19 protein-coding genes are annotated in these 15,250 nt (G+C 72.0%); 9 read left to right on the top strand and 10 right to left on the bottom strand.

Translation table 11 applies throughout. The features are described 5' to 3' along the window. Positions 1 to 143: 143 nt before the first annotated feature. Positions 144 to 1,043: an acetaldehyde dehydrogenase (acetylating) gene (locus tag ACERZO_RS48845; protein ID WP_372672882.1), complete on the top strand. Its 900-nt coding sequence runs from the start codon at positions 144 to 146 to the stop codon at positions 1,041 to 1,043. After that, positions 1,040 to 2,095, top strand: coding sequence for a 4-hydroxy-2-oxovalerate aldolase (dmpG, locus tag ACERZO_RS48840; protein ID WP_372672881.1), 1,056 nt, complete (start codon positions 1,040 to 1,042; stop codon positions 2,093 to 2,095). The genes ACERZO_RS48845 and dmpG overlap by 4 nt, the downstream gene beginning before the upstream one ends. On the opposite strand, the gene pip is transcribed toward dmpG, so the two are convergent. Continuing rightward, positions 2,092 to 3,018 (bottom strand): prolyl aminopeptidase, encoded by a 927-nt coding sequence (gene pip, locus ACERZO_RS48835; protein ID WP_372672880.1) that lies wholly within the window; start codon positions 3,016 to 3,018, stop codon positions 2,092 to 2,094. The two genes, dmpG and pip, sit on opposite strands and share 4 nt — an antisense overlap. Before the next feature lie 108 nt (positions 3,019 to 3,126). Between pip and ACERZO_RS48830 the strand changes: the two genes are divergently transcribed. Continuing rightward, complete coding sequence (locus tag ACERZO_RS48830) at positions 3,127 to 4,149, top strand: hypothetical protein (RefSeq protein ID WP_372672879.1); 1,023 nt, start codon at positions 3,127 to 3,129, stop codon at positions 4,147 to 4,149. A gap of 46 nt (positions 4,150 to 4,195) precedes the next feature. Here ACERZO_RS48830 and ACERZO_RS48825 read toward each other — a convergent pair whose 3' ends face one another. After that, positions 4,196 to 5,713, bottom strand: coding sequence for an FAD-dependent monooxygenase (locus tag ACERZO_RS48825; protein ID WP_372672878.1), 1,518 nt, complete (start codon positions 5,711 to 5,713; stop codon positions 4,196 to 4,198). Positions 5,714 to 5,778: 65 nt separating this feature from the next. Between ACERZO_RS48825 and ACERZO_RS48820 the strand changes: the two genes are divergently transcribed. Next, positions 5,779 to 6,411 carry a TetR/AcrR family transcriptional regulator gene (locus ACERZO_RS48820; RefSeq protein ID WP_372672877.1) on the top strand — a complete coding sequence of 211 codons (633 nt, stop codon included), beginning with the start codon at positions 5,779 to 5,781 and terminating at the stop codon, positions 6,409 to 6,411. 99 nt (positions 6,412 to 6,510) lie between these two features. On the opposite strand, the gene ACERZO_RS48815 is transcribed toward ACERZO_RS48820, so the two are convergent. After that, positions 6,511 to 7,389, bottom strand: a complete 879-nt coding sequence (locus tag ACERZO_RS48815) for a LysR family transcriptional regulator ArgP (RefSeq protein WP_444843249.1) — start codon at positions 7,387 to 7,389, stop codon at positions 6,511 to 6,513. A gap of 69 nt (positions 7,390 to 7,458) precedes the next feature. Here ACERZO_RS48815 and ACERZO_RS48810 point away from each other — a divergent pair, with 69 nt between their 5' ends. Next, on the top strand, positions 7,459 to 8,061 hold the full coding sequence (locus ACERZO_RS48810) for a LysE/ArgO family amino acid transporter (RefSeq protein WP_372672874.1): 603 nt from the start codon (positions 7,459 to 7,461) through the stop codon (positions 8,059 to 8,061). Position 8,062: 1 nt separating this feature from the next. On the opposite strand, the gene ACERZO_RS48805 is transcribed toward ACERZO_RS48810, so the two are convergent. The 7 genes from ACERZO_RS48805 to ACERZO_RS48775 all read right to left on the bottom strand — a co-directional run bounded on the left by ACERZO_RS48805 (position 8,063) and on the right by ACERZO_RS48775 (position 12,708). Further along, entirely contained in the window at positions 8,063 to 8,551 is a 489-nt protein-coding gene (locus ACERZO_RS48805; RefSeq protein WP_372672872.1) for a methylated-DNA--[protein]-cysteine S-methyltransferase, read from the bottom strand. Next, positions 8,551 to 8,928 carry a hypothetical protein gene (locus ACERZO_RS48800; protein WP_372672870.1) on the bottom strand — a complete coding sequence of 126 codons (378 nt, stop codon included), beginning with the start codon at positions 8,926 to 8,928 and terminating at the stop codon, positions 8,551 to 8,553. Before ACERZO_RS48800 ends, ACERZO_RS48805 begins: the two co-directional genes overlap by 1 nt. After that, entirely contained in the window at positions 8,925 to 9,638 is a 714-nt protein-coding gene (locus ACERZO_RS48795) for a 2OG-Fe(II) oxygenase (protein WP_372672869.1), read from the bottom strand. The genes ACERZO_RS48800 and ACERZO_RS48795 overlap by 4 nt, the downstream gene beginning before the upstream one ends. Before the next feature lie 696 nt (positions 9,639 to 10,334). Then, positions 10,335 to 10,928 carry a methylated-DNA--[protein]-cysteine S-methyltransferase gene (locus tag ACERZO_RS48790; protein ID WP_372672867.1) on the bottom strand — a complete coding sequence of 198 codons (594 nt, stop codon included), beginning with the start codon at positions 10,926 to 10,928 and terminating at the stop codon, positions 10,335 to 10,337. Then, positions 10,925 to 11,401 carry an RNA polymerase sigma factor gene (locus tag ACERZO_RS48785; protein ID WP_372672866.1) on the bottom strand — a complete coding sequence of 159 codons (477 nt, stop codon included), beginning with the start codon at positions 11,399 to 11,401 and terminating at the stop codon, positions 10,925 to 10,927. The genes ACERZO_RS48790 and ACERZO_RS48785 overlap by 4 nt, the downstream gene beginning before the upstream one ends. Positions 11,402 to 11,436: 35 nt before the next feature. Further along, a complete protein-coding gene (locus tag ACERZO_RS48780; protein ID WP_372672865.1) occupies positions 11,437 to 12,201 on the bottom strand; it encodes a putative protein N(5)-glutamine methyltransferase in 765 nt (254 codons plus the stop codon). 12 nt (positions 12,202 to 12,213) lie between these two features. Beyond that, the gene (locus tag ACERZO_RS48775; protein ID WP_372672863.1) at positions 12,214 to 12,708 is read right to left on the bottom strand and encodes a L,D-transpeptidase; all 495 of its coding nucleotides are present in this window, start codon (positions 12,706 to 12,708) and stop codon (positions 12,214 to 12,216) included. Between the two features lie 138 nt (positions 12,709 to 12,846). On the opposite strand from ACERZO_RS48775, the gene ACERZO_RS48770 reads away from it, so the two are divergent. The 4 genes from ACERZO_RS48770 to ACERZO_RS48755 are packed head-to-tail and all read left to right on the top strand — an operon-like array spanning position 12,847 to position 15,218. Continuing rightward, positions 12,847 to 13,560, top strand: a complete 714-nt coding sequence (locus tag ACERZO_RS48770; RefSeq protein ID WP_372672862.1) for a lytic transglycosylase — start codon at positions 12,847 to 12,849, stop codon at positions 13,558 to 13,560. Between the two features lies 1 nt (position 13,561). Then, positions 13,562 to 14,560, top strand: a complete 999-nt coding sequence (locus tag ACERZO_RS48765; RefSeq protein WP_372672861.1) for a CHAP domain-containing protein — start codon at positions 13,562 to 13,564, stop codon at positions 14,558 to 14,560. After that, the gene (locus ACERZO_RS48760) at positions 14,557 to 14,820 is read left to right on the top strand and encodes a YbaB/EbfC family DNA-binding protein (RefSeq protein WP_372672860.1); all 264 of its coding nucleotides are present in this window, start codon (positions 14,557 to 14,559) and stop codon (positions 14,818 to 14,820) included. The genes ACERZO_RS48765 and ACERZO_RS48760 overlap by 4 nt, the downstream gene beginning before the upstream one ends. An 11-nt stretch (positions 14,821 to 14,831) precedes the next feature. Beyond that, positions 14,832 to 15,218 carry a hypothetical protein gene (locus ACERZO_RS48755; protein WP_372672859.1) on the top strand — a complete coding sequence of 129 codons (387 nt, stop codon included), beginning with the start codon at positions 14,832 to 14,834 and terminating at the stop codon, positions 15,216 to 15,218. Positions 15,219 to 15,250: the final 32 nt, after the last annotated feature.

The raw sequence follows: 15,250 nt of genomic DNA, 5'->3' as shown, positions 1-15,250 counted from the left end.
CGTTCCTGCCGGCATCCCTGCGCCGCGGCCGTGACCGTCGGGATCTCCGCCGGGGAACGCTCGAAAGCGGAGGTGACGTGGCGTTCCGCTGGCCGGAACACCAGGCTGTCCCGCCCACCCGGCCCGGTGCGACGGTCGACCGCATGGCACCCGTGAAAGCGGCGATCGTCGGCCCCGGCAACATCGGTACCGATTTGCTGGCGAAGCTGCGACGCAGTGAAGTGATCGAAGTCGGATACATGGTCGGCGTCGTCGAGTCCGACGGGCTCCAGCGCGCCCGCGCGCAGGGGATCGAAGCGTCCGCCGAGGGCGTCGACTGGCTGCTGCGGCAGGACCCGTTGCCGGAGCTGGTGTTCGAGGCGACGTCGGCGAAGGCGCACGCCGCCAACGCGCCGCGCTACGAAGCCGCCGGCATCCAGGCGATCGACCTCACCCCGGCGCACCTCGGCCCGATGGTGTGCCCGCCGGTGAACCTCGGCGCGCACCTCGACGCGCCGAACGTCTCGATGATCACCTGCGGCGGCCAGGCCACGATTCCCATGGTGCACGCGGTTTCGCGCGTGACGCCGGTGCCGTACGCGGAGATCGTCGCGTCGGTGGCTTCGCGCGGCGCCGGACCCGGCACGCGGGCGAACATCGACGAGTTCACGCGCACGACGTCCAGCGCGGTCGCCGAAGTCGGCGGTGCGGGGCGCGGCAAGGCGATCATCATCCTCAACCCGGTCGAGCCGCCGATGATCATGCGCGACACCGTGTTCTGCGCGATCGGGCTCGACGCCGACCGCGACGCCATCACCGCGTCCATCCACGAAATGGCCGAAGAAGTCCGGAAGTACGTGCCCGGCTACACGCTGCGCGCGGACCCGCAGTTCGACGACGCGCGCGAGGAGTGGGACGGCAACGCGCGGGTCGGGATCTTCCTCGAGGTCCGCGGCAACGGCGACTACCTGCCGGAGTACGCCGGGAACCTCGACATCATGACCGCCGCGGCCGCCCGCGTCGGCGAGCTGATGGCCCGCGCGAAGCAGGAGGTGCCGGCATGAGTGAGCCTGCGAACGAATCAATGCACACCGGCCGCCCGGAACTGAAGCACGACGTCCGGATCGTCGACACGACGCTGCGGGACGGCAGCCACGCGATGGCCCACCGCTTCACCGAACAGCACGTGCGCGACACCGTGCGCGCGCTGGACCGCGCCGGCGTCGAGGTGATCGAGGTGACCCACGGCGACGGCCTCGGCGGCTCGTCGTTCACCTACGGCTTCTCCGCCGTCGACGAGCTGAAACTGATCGCAGCAGCCCGGGAAGAGGCGACGCAGGCGAAGATCGCCGTGCTGCTCGTGCCGGGGATCGGGACGGCGGAAGACCTCCAGCGCGCGTTCGACGCGGGCGCTGAAATGGTCCGCGTGGCGACGCACTGCACGGAGGCCGACGTTTCGCCGCAGCACTTCGGGCTGGCGCGCGAGCTCGGCATGGAGACCGCCGGGTTCCTGATGATGGCGCACCGGACGCCCCCGGAGGACCTCGCGAAGCAGGCGCGGATCATGGTAGACGCGGGCTGCCAGGCGGCATACGTGACGGACTCGGCGGGCGCGTTGCTGATGCACGAGGCCAGGGAACGGTTCGAAGCGCTGGTCGCCGAGGTCGGCGACACCGCGTGGGTCGGCTACCACGGCCACCAGAACCTCTCGCTCGGCGTCGCGAACTCCGTCCTGGCGTACGAGGCCGGGGTCCGCTACATCGACGGGTCGCTCTGCGCGCTCGGCGCGGGTGCCGGGAACTCGCCGACCGAGGTGCTCGCGGCAGTGTTCGACCGGCTGGGCATCGACACGGGCCTCGACGTCGGCGGTCTCCTCGACGCGGCCGAAGAGGTCGTCCGCCCGTACCTGAACCGCTGGCCGAAGATGGACCGCAACGCGATCGTCCAGGGCTGGGCCGGGGTGTATTCGAGCTTCCTGCTGCACGCGGAGCGCGCGGCCGAGCGGTACGGGGTGCCGGCGCAGGCGATCCTGCGCCGCTGCGGCGAACTCGCGCTCGTCGGCGGCCAGGAGGACATGATCATCGACGTGGCGGTGACGCTGGCCGCCGAGGGCTAACCCGCGAACCGGTCCAGCGCGGCGAGCTTCCAGCCGCGCTTGACGTCGCTGGCCCGGTGCCCGGAGTGGTCGTCGACCAGCAGCTCCGCACCGGGCCACGCCTCGGCCAGCTCCCACGCCGTCGTCACCGGGCAGCTCAGGTCGAGGCGGCCGTGGATCAGCACGCCCGGGATGCCGGCGAGGCGTCCGGCGTCGCGGATCACCGCGCCTTCTTCGAGCCAGCCCGCGTTCGCGTAGTAGTGCGTCGTGAGGCGGACGAACGCCAGCGCGGCTTCGTGCACCGGCGCGTCGCTCACCGGCGGCGCGCCGGGTTCGAGTGACAGGACCACCTCCTCCCACCGGCACCAGGCTTCCGCCGCGCGCTGCCGGACCGCCGGGTCGGGGTCGGCCATCAGCCGCGCGTACGCCGCGACGTCGTCGTCGGCGCCCGAGGTGAACCGCGCCCATTCCTCGGGGAAGAACCGCCGCAGGCCGCGGTAGAGCCAGTCGATCTCGGACCGGCGCGTGGTGCTGATCGCGCTCACGACGATCTCGGTGACCCGCTCGGGGAAGCTTTCGGCGTACACGAGCGCCAGGGTCGTGCCCCACGACCCGCCGGTCACCAGCCAGCGCTCGATGCCGAGGTGCTCGCGCAGTTTCTCGAGGTCGGCGACGAGGTGGCCGGTCGTGTTGTCCCGCACCGAATCGACGGCGTGCGGCGTGCTCCGGCCGCAACCGCGCTGGTCGAGCAGCACCACCCGGTAGCGGGCCGGGTCGAACGCCCGCCGCATGCCCGGCGTGCTGCCCTGGCCCGGGCCGCCGTGCAGCACGACCGCGGGCTTGCCGGCCGGGTTCCCGCTGGTCTCCCAGTAGATGCGGTGCCCGTCGCCGACGTCGAGGAAGCCCCGGTCGTAGGGCTCGATCGGCGGGTACAGCTCGGCCATGGCGGGTGTCCTCTTTCGGTCAACGACCGGTCTTGACCGGTCCGCGCCGCGCCGCCGGCCGACAGAATCGGTCCCGTTGATCATTCCACTCCAGCTGAGGGGACTTCGATGAAACGCAGGATCTTCGCCGCGGCCGTCGCCTGCGCGGCCACGTTCGCCGGGTTGCTCGGCGCCGCTCCGGCGGCCCAGGCGGCGACGGCGGTGACGTTCACCCCGCGCACGGTGACCTCGCCGCACGAGACCCAGTACGTCGCGGCGCTGGGCTCGGTGCAGCTGTCGATGACGGCCACGCAGACCGCGTACGTCTACTCGACGCTGCGCGTGAACAACGCGTCGAACACGACGCTGATCGACAACGAGGTCCGCTGTTCGAGTACGAGCGGCTGGACGAAGAACGAGGTGCTCGGCCAGAACGTCATCATCGCGAGCGCCACCGGCACCCCGGCCTCGCTGCGGGACATCAACGTCACGACGCGGTTCCTGGTGCACCCGGGCGCGGCCGGCACCGTGACCTGCACGACGTACCTGCGCAGCGCGAACCTCGGGCTGGGCAACTCGACCGTGAGCCTCGTCGGCGGCGAGCTGAAGTTCGCGGACACCAGCGTCGCGAACACGACCGCCGGCACGCCGCCGCAGGCCGACGATGGGGACACGCCTCCCGGTCGCGTCATCGGCCTCAGCTCCGCGGCCCCGACCGTGCGCGAGCCGGCCTCGGCTGTCTTCGAGACGGCGCCGGTGACCGGGCTCAGCGTCTTCGGCGACATGGAACTGATGGCGTGCTACCCGGAGCCGGCGGACTACGACTGCCCGGTGAACAGCATGACCGCCCGGGTGACGCTGTTCGTCAACCAGTGGAAGGCCGACGGCACGCTCTGCAAGTCGGACGCGTCGTCCAGCGTGACGGCGGTCGTCCGCCGCGACGTCCACCACATGGTGGTCCCGCTGAACACCCGCTTCACGGCGGCGACGGGCAACGGCTGCGTCCCGAAGTTCAACTTCTACGTGAAGACGGACTGGGTGAGCGGCTCGACCGGGGCGGTCCAGATGGCGTCGGGCGGTCTGCCCGACGCGAGCGGCTCGACGGCGAAGCACTACGACGCGATGAGCCACGCTTTCGCGGTCGCCTACTGAAGTTCGTGAGGGGCGCGCCGGTTTGCCCGGCGCGCCCCTTTCGGCGTCAGGCGGGCTCGCCGAACCAGCGGCGCAGCGACTCGGCCAAGCCGGTCGTCGTGCCGTCTTCGCGTGCCCAGGCGATGTAGCCGTCCGGGCGGATCAGCACGGCCGTCAGGGCCGGGGCGCTGACGCACTTCGCCGTCAACGTCGTCACGTGGGTGGCCCAGCCGCTCGCCGCTTCGCGCAGTTCGGCGTTCTCGGCGAGGTCGAGCAGGAGCGCCTTGCCGTCCTGGAGGTGCTCGCCGAGCCGGGTGCCGTCGGCGAACGCGAAGTCGGGCGCGCCGCGGCCGGTGAGGTCGTGCTCGCCGTCGATCGGGTACCGGTGCAGGACCCCGGAGAGCTTCTTCGCCAGGTAGGTGGCGCCGTCGTCGGTGAGGAGCAGGTCGGTGACGACCTGGCGCAGCGCCTTCGTCCGGACGTCGCTGCGCATCAGCGCGACCTGCGCGCGGGTCCACTCGAGGACCCACTCGCCGATCGGGTGGCGTTCGGTCGTGTAGGTGTCGAGCAGCCCGTCCGGCGCGGTGCCGTGGATGGTAGCGGCGAGCTTCCAGCCGAGGTTGACGGCGTCGCCGATGCCGAGGTTGAGGCCCTGCCCGCCGAAGGGGGAGTGGACGTGCGCGGCGTCCCCGGCCAGCAGCACGCGGCCCTGGCGGTAGGTGGCCGCCTGCCGCGCGTTGTCGGTGAAGCGCGTCGCGCTGTGGACCTCGGTCACCCGGATGTCGGCGCCGGACACCCGCCGGAAGCTCTCTTCCAGCTCTTCGGCGGTGATCGGCGTGTGCCGGTCCGCGGGCGGCCCGTCGAACTCGACGGTCAGCATCCGGCCGGGCATCGGCCCGTGGACGTAGAGGCCGCCATTGCCGTGCTGCCAGCCGGCGGGAAGCTTCTCGGCGCCGGTCAGCTCGGCGAGCGCCTGGCGCCCGGTGATCGCCGGATCGGTCCCGGGGAACTCGAACCCGGCGTGCTTGCGCACGAAGCTCCGGCCGCCGTCGGCCCCGACGAGCCAGCCGGCGCCGACCTCGGTCCCATCATCGAGCCGCACGGTCACGCCGTCGTCGCCGGCGTCGAACCCGGTCACCTCGACGCCCCGCCGGATCTCGGCCCCCAGCTCGAGGGCGCGGGCGCCGAGGATGGCTTCGACGGCCTGCTGCTGGATCACGACCACCCGCGAGGCCGGCCCGACGTCCCGGAAGGCGGGATCGCCGAAGTCGACGCCGTTCGACGCGACCATGATCCCGGCGAAGTGCCCGACCGGCATCGCCGGCTTCGGGCCGCCCCCGCCGCGTGATTCGAGGAACTTCTTGATCTGTTCGGCGTTCTGCCGCACGACCTCGTCCACCGCGGGCAGCAGGCCACGGCGGTAGAAGGCCTCGGCGGTCGTCAGGTTGACCGACCCGGCCTTGATTGTCAGGTCCGGCTCGCTCAGCCGCTCGACGACCAGCACGTCCACGTTCTTCAGCCGGAGTTCGCAGGCCAGCATCAGCCCGACCGGTCCGCCCCCGGAGATCACCACATCCCTGTTCATGGCTCCGATGATGCCGCGAAACTTTTACCGAGTCAAACTTTGTGTCCGGTCTATACTCTCGGCTCATGGCGGATCACGGATTGCGCGAGCGCAAGAAGCGGGCCACGCGCGAGCTGATCTCGAACGTGGCAACAGGCCTGTTCATCCAGCGCGGCTTCGAAGAGGTGACGGTGGCCGAGATCGCCGAGGCGGCGGGCGTCTCGAAGATGACGGTGTTCAACTACTTCCCCCGCAAGGAGGACTTGTTCCTCGACCGCCACGCCGACCGGCTGGCCGAGCTGACCGACGTGGTCCGTTCCCGCGCGGACGGGGTGTCCCCGGTGGCGGCGTTGCGAGCACATCAGCACGCGCTGTTGGCTTCGGGGCATCCGCTGTCGGGCGCCATCACCGGCGGACCGGGTTTCTGGTGGGTGCTGACGTCGAGCCCGGCGTTGATGGCCCGCTGGTACGAGCAGGAGCGGGAGATCGCTTCGGCGATCGCGGAGGTGCTCGCCGCGGAGACGGGCGAGGTGTTCCGGTCCCGCATGGTGGCAGGGTTGTTGACGACGGCGATCACGACGGTGTTTTCCCACGCCATGGGGCGGATCGTGGCGGGGGAGGACGCGGAGGTGGTGCGGCGGGAGCAGGTCGCGGTGATCGATCAGGCTTTTGACCTGGTGGAGCGGGGTGTGGGCGACTTCCCGGCTTCGTCGAGCTGACCGGAAACGCACTGCCGCGGCCGATGAGCTCACCCGAGCGGCGCGCCCATCGCGACTACCGCGGCGCGCCGGATCGTCCGCGGCACGTCGTGATCGTTCTCAGCGGAGAGCGGCCTTCGCGCCTTCGGCGACTGCTGCCGCCACGGCCGCCAGGGCGGGGGAGTCCAGCTTCCACTGCTGCCAGTGCAGCGGGACGTCCAACGGGCGGTCCGGGGCCAGGTCCACCAAAGCGTCGCCGCGGGTGGCCGCCTGGATTTCCGGGACCATGCCCCAGCCCAGGCCGGCTGCCACCGCGTCCGCGAACGACTCCGATGCCGGGATGTAGTGGCGGACCGGCGTGAACGTGCGGCGGCGGGTCAGGGCGCGCAGGAAGCGGTCCTGCAGGTCGTCCTTGCGGTCGAACAGGACCACCGGTGCCTGGGGGAGGGACGTGGTGAGGGGCGCCGTCAGCCGGCGGGTGATGAACTCCGGGGACGCCATCGCCCGGTAGCGCATGCGGCCCAGGCGGCTCGATGTGCAGCCCTGGACCGGCTGCGGTGAGGCCGTCACCGCCGCCATCACCAGGCCTTCGCGCAGCAGCGCCGCCGTGTGGTCTTGGTCCTCGCGTTGCAGGTCGAAGCAGATTCCCAGTGACTCCGGGACGTGGGCCAAGCTGGGGAGGAACCACGTGGCCAGGGAGTCCGCGTTCACCGCGATCGACAACGTCCGGGTCGACGAGCCGAGGCCCAGCTCGGCCAGCGCGTCCTGCTCGAGCTGGGCGAGTGAGCGCGCGAAGCGGATCAAGACCCGGCCGGACTCGGTGAGCGTGACCGGCTTCGTCCGCAGCAGGAGCACGCGGCCTGTGCGCTGCTCCAGGGCCTTCACCCGCTGGCTGACCGCCGACGGCGTCACGTGCAGCATCGCCGCCGCGGCGTCGAAACTTTGCTCGTCCACGACGGCCAGCAGCGTTCTGACCTGGTCGAGCGGAAGATCTGACATCACGAGCGCTAATGTTACGTAAGAATCTTTAGCTGGAGTAATCCAGCCGGCCGGTCATACCGTAGAGTGGTGCTGCCACTGCTCCTCGCCGGGTTCGGGACCGGTCTCTCCCTCATCGTCGCCATCGGCTCCCAGAACGCCTTCCTGCTGCAACAGGGCCTGCGCGGCGGCGCCGTCGCCCCGCTCGTCGTCATCTGTGCCGTGTCGGACCTCGTGCTGATCGGGCTCGGCGTGAGCGGGATCGGCGCCGTGCTGGAGCAGTGGCCGACGGCGATCGGGGTGATCGCCGTCGGTGGCGGGCTCTTCCTGCTCGGCTACGGCGCCCTCGCCGCGCGGCGGGCGTTCCGGCCGTCGGTCATGGCCGTCGGCGAGGAACGGACGCCGTTGCGCAAAGCCGTGCTCGCCTGCGTGGCGTTCACGTGGCTCAACCCGCACGTCTACCTCGACACGGTGCTGCTCCTCGGCTCGGTCGCGGTCGCCCACGGCGACGGGCGCTGGCTGTTCGGCGTCGGTGCCGGGATCGCCAGCGCCGTCTGGTTCAGCGCTCTCGGCTTCGGCGCCCGTCGCCTCGCCGGACTGTTCGCCCGGCCCGCGGCCTGGCGCGTCCTCGACGTCCTGATCGCCGTCACGATGACGGGCCTGGGTGCGACGATGCTCCTGAGCCACGTGTGACTCACCAGAGCTGCCCGCGCTCGTCGGCCGGCGGTCGTTCCAGCTCCAGCAGGAACTCCTTGCGTTTGACGCCGCCCGCGTACCCGGTGAGCTTCCCGTTCTTCCCGACGACCCGGTGGCACGCCACGAGGATGCTCAGCGGGTTCCGCCCCACGGCCGCCCCGACTTCGTGAGGCAGCGCCCCGACGGCCCGTGCGAGGTCGCCATACGTCGCTGTTGCGCCGTAGGGGATTTTCGCGATCTCGGCCCAGACCGCGCGGTCGAAGTTCGGCCCGTCGGCGTGGGTGGGCACGTCGAACTCGGTGCGCTGGCCGGCGAAGTACTCCTTCAGCTGTGCTACCGCGACCGGGAACGCCGAGTCGTCGCGCGGGCCGAACGCGGTGCGGTCCGGGCGGGTCCAGTGGTGCGGGAAGTAGAGGCCGGTGACGACATCGCCGTCGCCGACCAGGGTGAGCTCGCCGATCGGCGAGTCGATGATCGCGTGGTGCATCAGTCCTCCCAAGTGGTGCCGTCTGTTCGGGTGCCGCGCAGGCCGGGCAGCCGGACGTCGGCCGCTTTCGAGGTCACGACCGTCCGATGAGGACGCCACGACGTCGACCGCAGCAGCCGCCGGGTCATGCCCGCCCAGCCGGCCGGGGTGGCGCTGACCACCCAGACGTCCGGGTCGGGCGTCGCGAACCGCCGGGCCTGCCGCAGCCATGACGCCGCCGTTTCCGGCCACGTCACGGTCGCCAGCACCAGGCCACCCCAGGCTTCGGCGATCCGTTCGCCGTCGGCTCGCGAGGCCGGATCGGCGGCCGTGCCGAGCACGACGTGCCGGGCCGGGCCGATCAGCTTCACGAGTGCCTCGAGTTCCGCGTCGGTCATGCGGCGTCGTGGAAGACCAGGCCGAGGGTGTGCCGCCGGCCCGACCGCACGGCCGAGACGCCGTGCCGCACCGGCGACGCGGACCAGCCGCGGGCCGAGCGGACCGGGCGGTCGCGGGTGGTGAAGACCAGGCCGTAGCCCTGCGGGATGAGGGTCGCGGTGCCGCGGGACTGGGCTCGTGGGCGTTGCTCGACGAGCAGGAACTCGCCGCCGGTGTGGTCGGCGCCCGGTTCGTTGAGGTTGATCACGACTTGCAGCGGGAACACCTTGTCGCCGTAGAGGTCGCGGTGCAGGGCGTTCCAGCCGCCGGTTTCGTAGCGGAGGAGGATCGGGGTGGGCCTGCGTTGGCCGGCGTCGTGGCAGACCTTCAGCCATTCGTCCAAAGTGGACGGCCACTCGGGTTCGCGGCCGAGCCGGGTGTACCAGTCTTGGGCGATGGGCAGCAGGCGTGGGTAGAGCGCTTGTCGGAGGCGTTGTACGGGTTCCGGGAAGGGTTCGGCGAAGTAGTGGTAGTCGCCGTGGTCGCCGAAGCGGTGGCGCCGCAGGTTGACGGTCGCGCGGAAGTGTTCGGGCTGGTCCCAGAGGGCGACGAGTTCGGCGCATTCGGTGGGCGTGAGCAGCGGTGGAAGGAGCGCGCAGCCGTAGTCATCGACCTCGGCGGCCACTGCGCCCCAGTCCGCCGCGGCGACTCGTTTCTCGAAGGTGCTCATATTGGGTAGACGCGCCGGCGGGGTGAAACGTGAGATCGGGTGGGCGGGGAATTTCGCTTGGTGTTGTCGGCCGGTGCACAAGGGTGCGGTGGGGACGGGCGGTTGTGGCGGCTGCTCGGTGGCGGCCGGTGGGGTGTCGGCGGCGGTGCGGGCGCCGCCCGGGCGTGCGGGGTCGATGCCACTGGGTGCTTGAAGTGGCGGCGGGCCGGAGCGGCTATCGGCGCGCTGGGTGGTCGGTGCGACCGAGCGAGGTGGAGAGGAAGGCGGCGGCGACCGCACACCGGCTCCCACGGGGGCTGCCGGCCCGCGGCCCCCGGTGGGGGCCGGAGCGGCTATCGGCGCGCTGGGGTGGTTGGCGTGACCGAGCGAGGTGGCGAGGAAGGCGGCGGTCACCGCACACCCGCCCCCCGGCTGCGTCTACTCGTGCCTCCAGCCCCCCCGCCCCCGGCTCGCGGCCCCGGCCCCTCCGGCCTGGCCCTCCGGCCTGCGGGCCCCGGCCTCCGGCCAAGCCCTGCGGCCCGGCCCGGCCTGCGGCCTGGCCTTCCGGCCTGGCCCTGCGGCCTGGCCTTCCGGCCTGGCCCTGCGGCCTGGCCTTCCGGCCTGGCCCTGCGGCCCCCGGCCTGCGGCCCGGCCTGCGGCCCCCGGCCTGGCCCTCCGGCCTGACCCCGGCCGAAGCCTCTCACCTACTCCGCAACCTCAAGCCGCCTCCAAAGTGAGCAGGGTGCGCTTGGCTTCCTCGCCTCCCGCGTACTGCCCGTACGACCCGTCCGACCTCACCACCCGGTGGCACGGCACCACCACCGGCAACGGGTTCAGTGCACACGCCGTGCCGACCGCGCGGACCGCCCTTGGGCTGCCCGCCGCCGCTGCCACCTGGGCGTAGCTCTCCGTGTGGCCGTAGTCGATCTCCGGCAAGTGCTCCAATACCGACAGACGGAACCCGCGTGCCAAACGGAAATCGAGGGGCAGGGCGAAGTTCCTGCGCCCTCCCGTGAAGTACTCGTCCAGCTGGCGGACCGCCGCGTCGAGGCGGGCCGGGGCGTGGAGGATCCTCGGGCTGATCAGCGATGCCAGCTCGGCCAGCACCGCGTCGTGGTCCTGGCGGTCGAATGCCACCCTGACCAGGCCTTGCGCCGTCGCGGCCAGCAGTAGGGGGCCGACCGGGGTGTCGATCGTGTGGTAGGCGATGTCCAGCAGGCCCTCGCGCTCCGCGTCGGCCGTGAGCCGTTCGTGCATGTGGTGCGGCAGGACCTGGGCCTCGAACGGGAACGACCAGATTGCGTCGATCATGAGTGCGCTCCTTCCAGGGGGTAGACGGCCCGCAAGGCCTTGACGCCGTCGGCGGCCGCACGGCGGGCGGCGTCCGCCGTGCCTCCGGTGATCTCCGCGATTTCGCGGTACGGCAACCCCGCCAGGTAGTGGTAGGCGACGGCCGTGCGTTGCTTGTCCGGCAGCTTCGCGAGCGCGTCCCACAGGTCGCCGTTCCACGCGTCGGTGCGGCCGGGGCGGTCCGGGATCTCGCTCACCGGCAGGGGGCGGCGGGCCTGCGCGCGGGTGACGTCGACGGCCTTGCGGTGCGCGATCGTGACGAGCCACGCTTGGACGTTCGCGTCGGCGGGCAGCTCGGGGTACGCCTTGAGGGCCGCCAGGAAGGTCTCCGACCAGGCGTCTTCGGCGTCCGCCTGGCCGAGGACGGCCCGGCAGACACGCAGGACCATCGGCCCGTGCTCGGCCACGATCTGCTCGAACGGTTTCACGATCACACCCTGTAGACGTCCGGAGCGGCGCGAATGTGAGGTCACACCTTCGTGGTACCCGTGACGACGGTGGCGCCCAGCTCCTCCGACTCGTGCACCCGCGGCGCCAGCCCGGCCGCGGCGAAGATCCCGCTCAACACAGGTGCCTGTCTCGAGCTGGTTTCCACCAGCAGTGTCCCGCCTGGCGCGAGCCAAAGCGAAGCGCCGTCCGCGACGCGGCGCGCGAGGTCGAGGCCGTCAGAACCCCCGTCGAGCGCGACCCGCGGTTCGTGCAGGCGCGCCTCCGGCGGCATCGTCGCGACGGCCTCCGAGGGGACGTACGGCACGTTCGCCAGCAGCACGTCGACCCGGCCGCGCAGGGACGACGGCAGCGCGTCGTAGAGATTTCCCAGGTGGACCCGAGCGTCCGGGAGGTTCACCCGCGCACAGTCGACGGCCGCGGGTTCGACGTCGGCCGCGTGCAGCTCACGAGGGGCCACCGAAGCCGCGAACGCGGCACCCAGCGCACCCGATCCGCAGCACAGGTCCAGCACCACCGGGTCCGGCGGCGCCAGCGAGACGGCGACGTCGACCAGGAACTCGGTGCGGCGGCGCGGCACGAACACCCCGGGCCGCACGGTGATCCGCAGCCCGTGGAACTCCGCCCAGCCCAGCAGGTGCTCCAGCGGCAGCCCGGCGATCCGGCGACCGACCAGCGACTCGAGTTCGGCGGGGCTCGACGCGGCCGCGACGAGCAAGTCCGCCTCGTCCTCGGCGAACACGCAGCCCGCCGCGCGCAGCCGGGAAACCACAACCGAAGTGTCCACCAGGGAGGGAGCCTACTGGACCTGCACCGCGTCCCCCACGTTCAGGCCGTCGAAGAACGCGGCGGAATCGGCGTCGGTGAGGTGGACGCAGCCGTGCGACGGCGCGTCGAGCGGCCCGGCGTGGAAGGCGATGCCGCCGGCGGCGAAGAACACCGAGTTGGGCATGTCCGTGCCGTACACGCTGCTGGTGTGCTCGCGGTCCTTCCAGACGACGTGGAACGACCCGGCCGGCGTCGCCTGGTCCGGCGGGCCGAACCCGGCCGGGACCGGGCCGCGCACGACCCGGCCGTCGCGCAGCAGCCAGGCCAGGTGCTGCGCCAGGCTCACGCACGCGCCGGTCACTACCGTGCAGGGTGGCGCGGGCGGCGGGGTCGTGGTGGCCGGAGTGGACGTCCGCGTCAGCGGCTCGGGTTCCGCGATCGGGCTCGGCGTCGTCGCGCGCGGGGCCGCGCACGACGCCGTGACCAGCGTCAACCCCAGCAGGGTCAGCACCCCGGTTGCGCGCATCCGTCTTCCCCTCGCCGAAAGGTCTCCCGTGGTCAGTACGGGTGAGCGGCCCCGGAGGTTGAGCCGCGCGTGCACGCGGGTTGTCCCTGCGTGCACCGCGCCTACCGGAACGGGTACCCGGACGGACAAGGTCGAACCATGACGAAGCTGAGCGCCGAGCAGATCGCCCGGCACGCCTACGCGGCCGGGTTCCGCGGCCAGGGCCTGACCACCGCGGTCGCGGTCGCGCTGGCCGAGTCCGGCGGGCGGACGACCGCGCACAACGCCACCCCGCCGGACGACTCCTACGGCCTCTGGCAGATCAACATGCTGGGCGCGCTCGGCCCGGAACGGCGCCGCCAGTACCACCTGAAGTCCGACGACCAGCTGTTCGACGCGGACACCAACGCACGGGTCGCGAATCGCATCTCGGGCGACGGCCACGACTTCACGCCCTGGTCGACGTACACGAACGGCGCCTACAAGCACCACTTGAGGGCCGCGCGCGAGGCCGCCCAGGACGTCACGAAGCACCACGGCGCACCCCAGGCGCGAGGGGGTGGCGAGCCGCTGCGGGTGGACGACACGGTGCTGCACTCGTACGTGCACCGGACCCGGCACGTCGCCGACGCGCTGGGCACCGCGACCGGGCAGCTGCGCGACGTCCGCGAGATCGCGCGCGACAGCTTCGGGAAGATCGGCGAGGAGTCGGGCTTCGCCGACGCGCTCGCCGGGTTCGGGCTGGCGCTGCAACGCCAGGTGAAGGGGGTCGGCGCGCACGCCGACGGGCTCGCGTCGGCGGCCGGAAAGGCCGCGAAGTCCTATCGCGACCACGAGACGGCCACCGCCGCCGCGTTGAACGGGAAGGGCTGACATGGACACCGCCGCGCTCGCACGTTCCTTCGCGAAGGACCTCGTCGCGCACCGGAACAAGCTCGCCGGGAAGGCCGAGGACGCCGTCCGCGCCGAATACGCGCTGCACCAGGTCGCAGGGGCGCTGGACGCCCAGCACGACGCCTACCACAAGGAAAGCACCACGGTCCTGGAACACTGGCACGGACGCGGCGCCGACGGCTTCCGCCACAACAGCGCGAAGCTGACGAAGGAGCTTCGGGTCACCGGTGCGGCCGGCGCGGCGGCGGAGAAGGTCGTCGCGCATGTCGCGTCCACAGTGGACAGCGGGCACACGGCCGTGCAGCGGCTGGTCGACGAGTACACCGCTCGGGCCAAGCAGGTTCTCGACGCCGGGGTCGCGGCCGGGACGCAGGCGGCGCTGATGCGGGCCGTCGGGCACGCCGCCGACCTGGCGCCGCGGTATACCCGGCAGTCGGCGTCGACCCTGCGGCACGTCGACGCCGAACTCAAAACGGCGGCGGAGAAACTGCACGAGCTGCGGACGGACCTGACCCACGACGGCGTCGTGGACAAGACCGCGCCGACGAAGGCGGCTTCGGGGCGGGGCACGGAGATCGTCCACGCGGCGCGGAAGGAACTGGGCACGCGCGAGAACCCGCCGGGCAGCAACCGGAACCCGTACGGGCCGACCGCCGCGTGGTGCTCGTCGTTCGCGACGGCGATGTGGCGCAAGGCCGGCGTGAAGATCCCGGTCCTGCCCTTCAGCGGCGACGTCTACCACTGGGGCGAACGCAACGGGCACGCCTACGGCAAGAACGCGCTGCACGAAGCGAAGCCGGGGGACGTGCTGATCTTCGGCACCGGCCCGCAGAACACGTCGACGAGCACGCACATCGGCATCGTCGAGAAGGTCGACGGGAACCGGGTCACGATGATCGAGGGCAACTCCGGGGACGCCGTCCGCCGGAACACGCACACGCTGTCGGCGTCGACGTTCTACGGAGGGGTGCACCCGTGATCACCGGAAAAGCCGCCGACCGGACGGTCGCCGTCGAGGTCGCGCCCGGCGGGGCGCTGCAGGAGCTCACCCTGGAAGCCGCGGCGCTGCGGCTGGAGCCGGACGAGCTGGCGCGCCGCATCCTGCTGCTGACGGCGGCCGCGTCGGCGCGGGCCACGGCTTCCTTGTGGCGCAACCAGGACGGTGTCGAGGCCCTCGGCCTGCCCGAGCCGGGGGAAGCCGCGGAAGAGACCACACCGGACAGCTGGCGGTCGCAGTGAACCGGACGGCCGTGGAACTGGCTGACGACGCTTTCGCGGCCCCGGAGCCGGGATTCGGGGCACGGCTGGCGGCGATCCGCGCTGCCGCGGCGGAGGACGGGGTCGCGGTGGTGGTCGACCTGCACGGGGCACTGGTGGACCTGAGGTTCGACCGATGGGCATTGAACAAGCCGCCGGGGGAGCTGGCCGGGCTGATCCGGCGGCTGGCTTCGGAGGCAGGCTCGGATGCCTTGGCGCAGGGTCGCGAGCTGCTGGGCGACCTGCTGCCGGACGGCTCGGAAGGCCCGAAGATCGCGGACCGCCCGGCGAGCGTGACCGACGGCGGACCGAGGATCCGGCCACGTCGGCCGCCGGAGCCCGACGTAGACGCGTTCACGCCGGCGACCTGGGCGACCTAACCACGGGGTCGTGAGTGAGAAACAGGGTTAGA

It is taken from the genome of Amycolatopsis kentuckyensis (assembly GCF_041679295.1).
GTDB classification, from domain to species: domain Bacteria; phylum Actinomycetota; class Actinomycetes; order Mycobacteriales; family Pseudonocardiaceae; genus Amycolatopsis; species Amycolatopsis kentuckyensis_A.
Note: the sequence above shows the minus strand (reverse complement) of the source record. Positions and strands in the feature narration are given on the sequence as shown.

Excerpts from the sequence above, each read along its gene's own strand:
- ACERZO_RS48830 (WP_372672879.1), top strand. The coding sequence starts at position 3,127 with ATGAAACGCAGGATCTTCGCCGCGGCCGTCGCCTGCGCGGCCACGTTC.
- ACERZO_RS48825 (WP_372672878.1), bottom strand. The coding sequence starts at position 5,713 with ATGAACAGGGATGTGGTGATCTCCGGGGGCGGACCGGTCGGGCTGATG.
- ACERZO_RS48775 (WP_372672863.1), bottom strand. The coding sequence starts at position 12,708 with ATGCGCGCAACCGGGGTGCTGACCCTGCTGGGGTTGACGCTGGTCACG.
- ACERZO_RS48815 (WP_444843249.1), bottom strand. The coding sequence starts at position 7,389 with ATGTCAGATCTTCCGCTCGACCAGGTCAGAACGCTGCTGGCCGTCGTG.
- ACERZO_RS48790 (WP_372672867.1), bottom strand. The coding sequence starts at position 10,928 with ATGATCGACGCAATCTGGTCGTTCCCGTTCGAGGCCCAGGTCCTGCCG.
- ACERZO_RS48845 (WP_372672882.1), top strand. The coding sequence starts at position 144 with ATGGCACCCGTGAAAGCGGCGATCGTCGGCCCCGGCAACATCGGTACC.
- ACERZO_RS48800 (WP_372672870.1), bottom strand. The coding sequence starts at position 8,928 with ATGACCGACGCGGAACTCGAGGCACTCGTGAAGCTGATCGGCCCGGCC.
- ACERZO_RS48795 (WP_372672869.1), bottom strand. The coding sequence starts at position 9,638 with ATGAGCACCTTCGAGAAACGAGTCGCCGCGGCGGACTGGGGCGCAGTG.
- ACERZO_RS48820 (WP_372672877.1), top strand. The coding sequence starts at position 5,779 with ATGGCGGATCACGGATTGCGCGAGCGCAAGAAGCGGGCCACGCGCGAG.
- ACERZO_RS48770 (WP_372672862.1), top strand. The coding sequence starts at position 12,847 with ATGACGAAGCTGAGCGCCGAGCAGATCGCCCGGCACGCCTACGCGGCC.
- ACERZO_RS48805 (WP_372672872.1), bottom strand. The coding sequence starts at position 8,551 with ATGCACCACGCGATCATCGACTCGCCGATCGGCGAGCTCACCCTGGTC.
- ACERZO_RS48765 (WP_372672861.1), top strand. The coding sequence starts at position 13,562 with ATGGACACCGCCGCGCTCGCACGTTCCTTCGCGAAGGACCTCGTCGCG.
- pip (WP_372672880.1), bottom strand. The coding sequence starts at position 3,018 with ATGGCCGAGCTGTACCCGCCGATCGAGCCCTACGACCGGGGCTTCCTC.
- dmpG (WP_372672881.1), top strand. The coding sequence starts at position 1,040 with ATGAGTGAGCCTGCGAACGAATCAATGCACACCGGCCGCCCGGAACTG.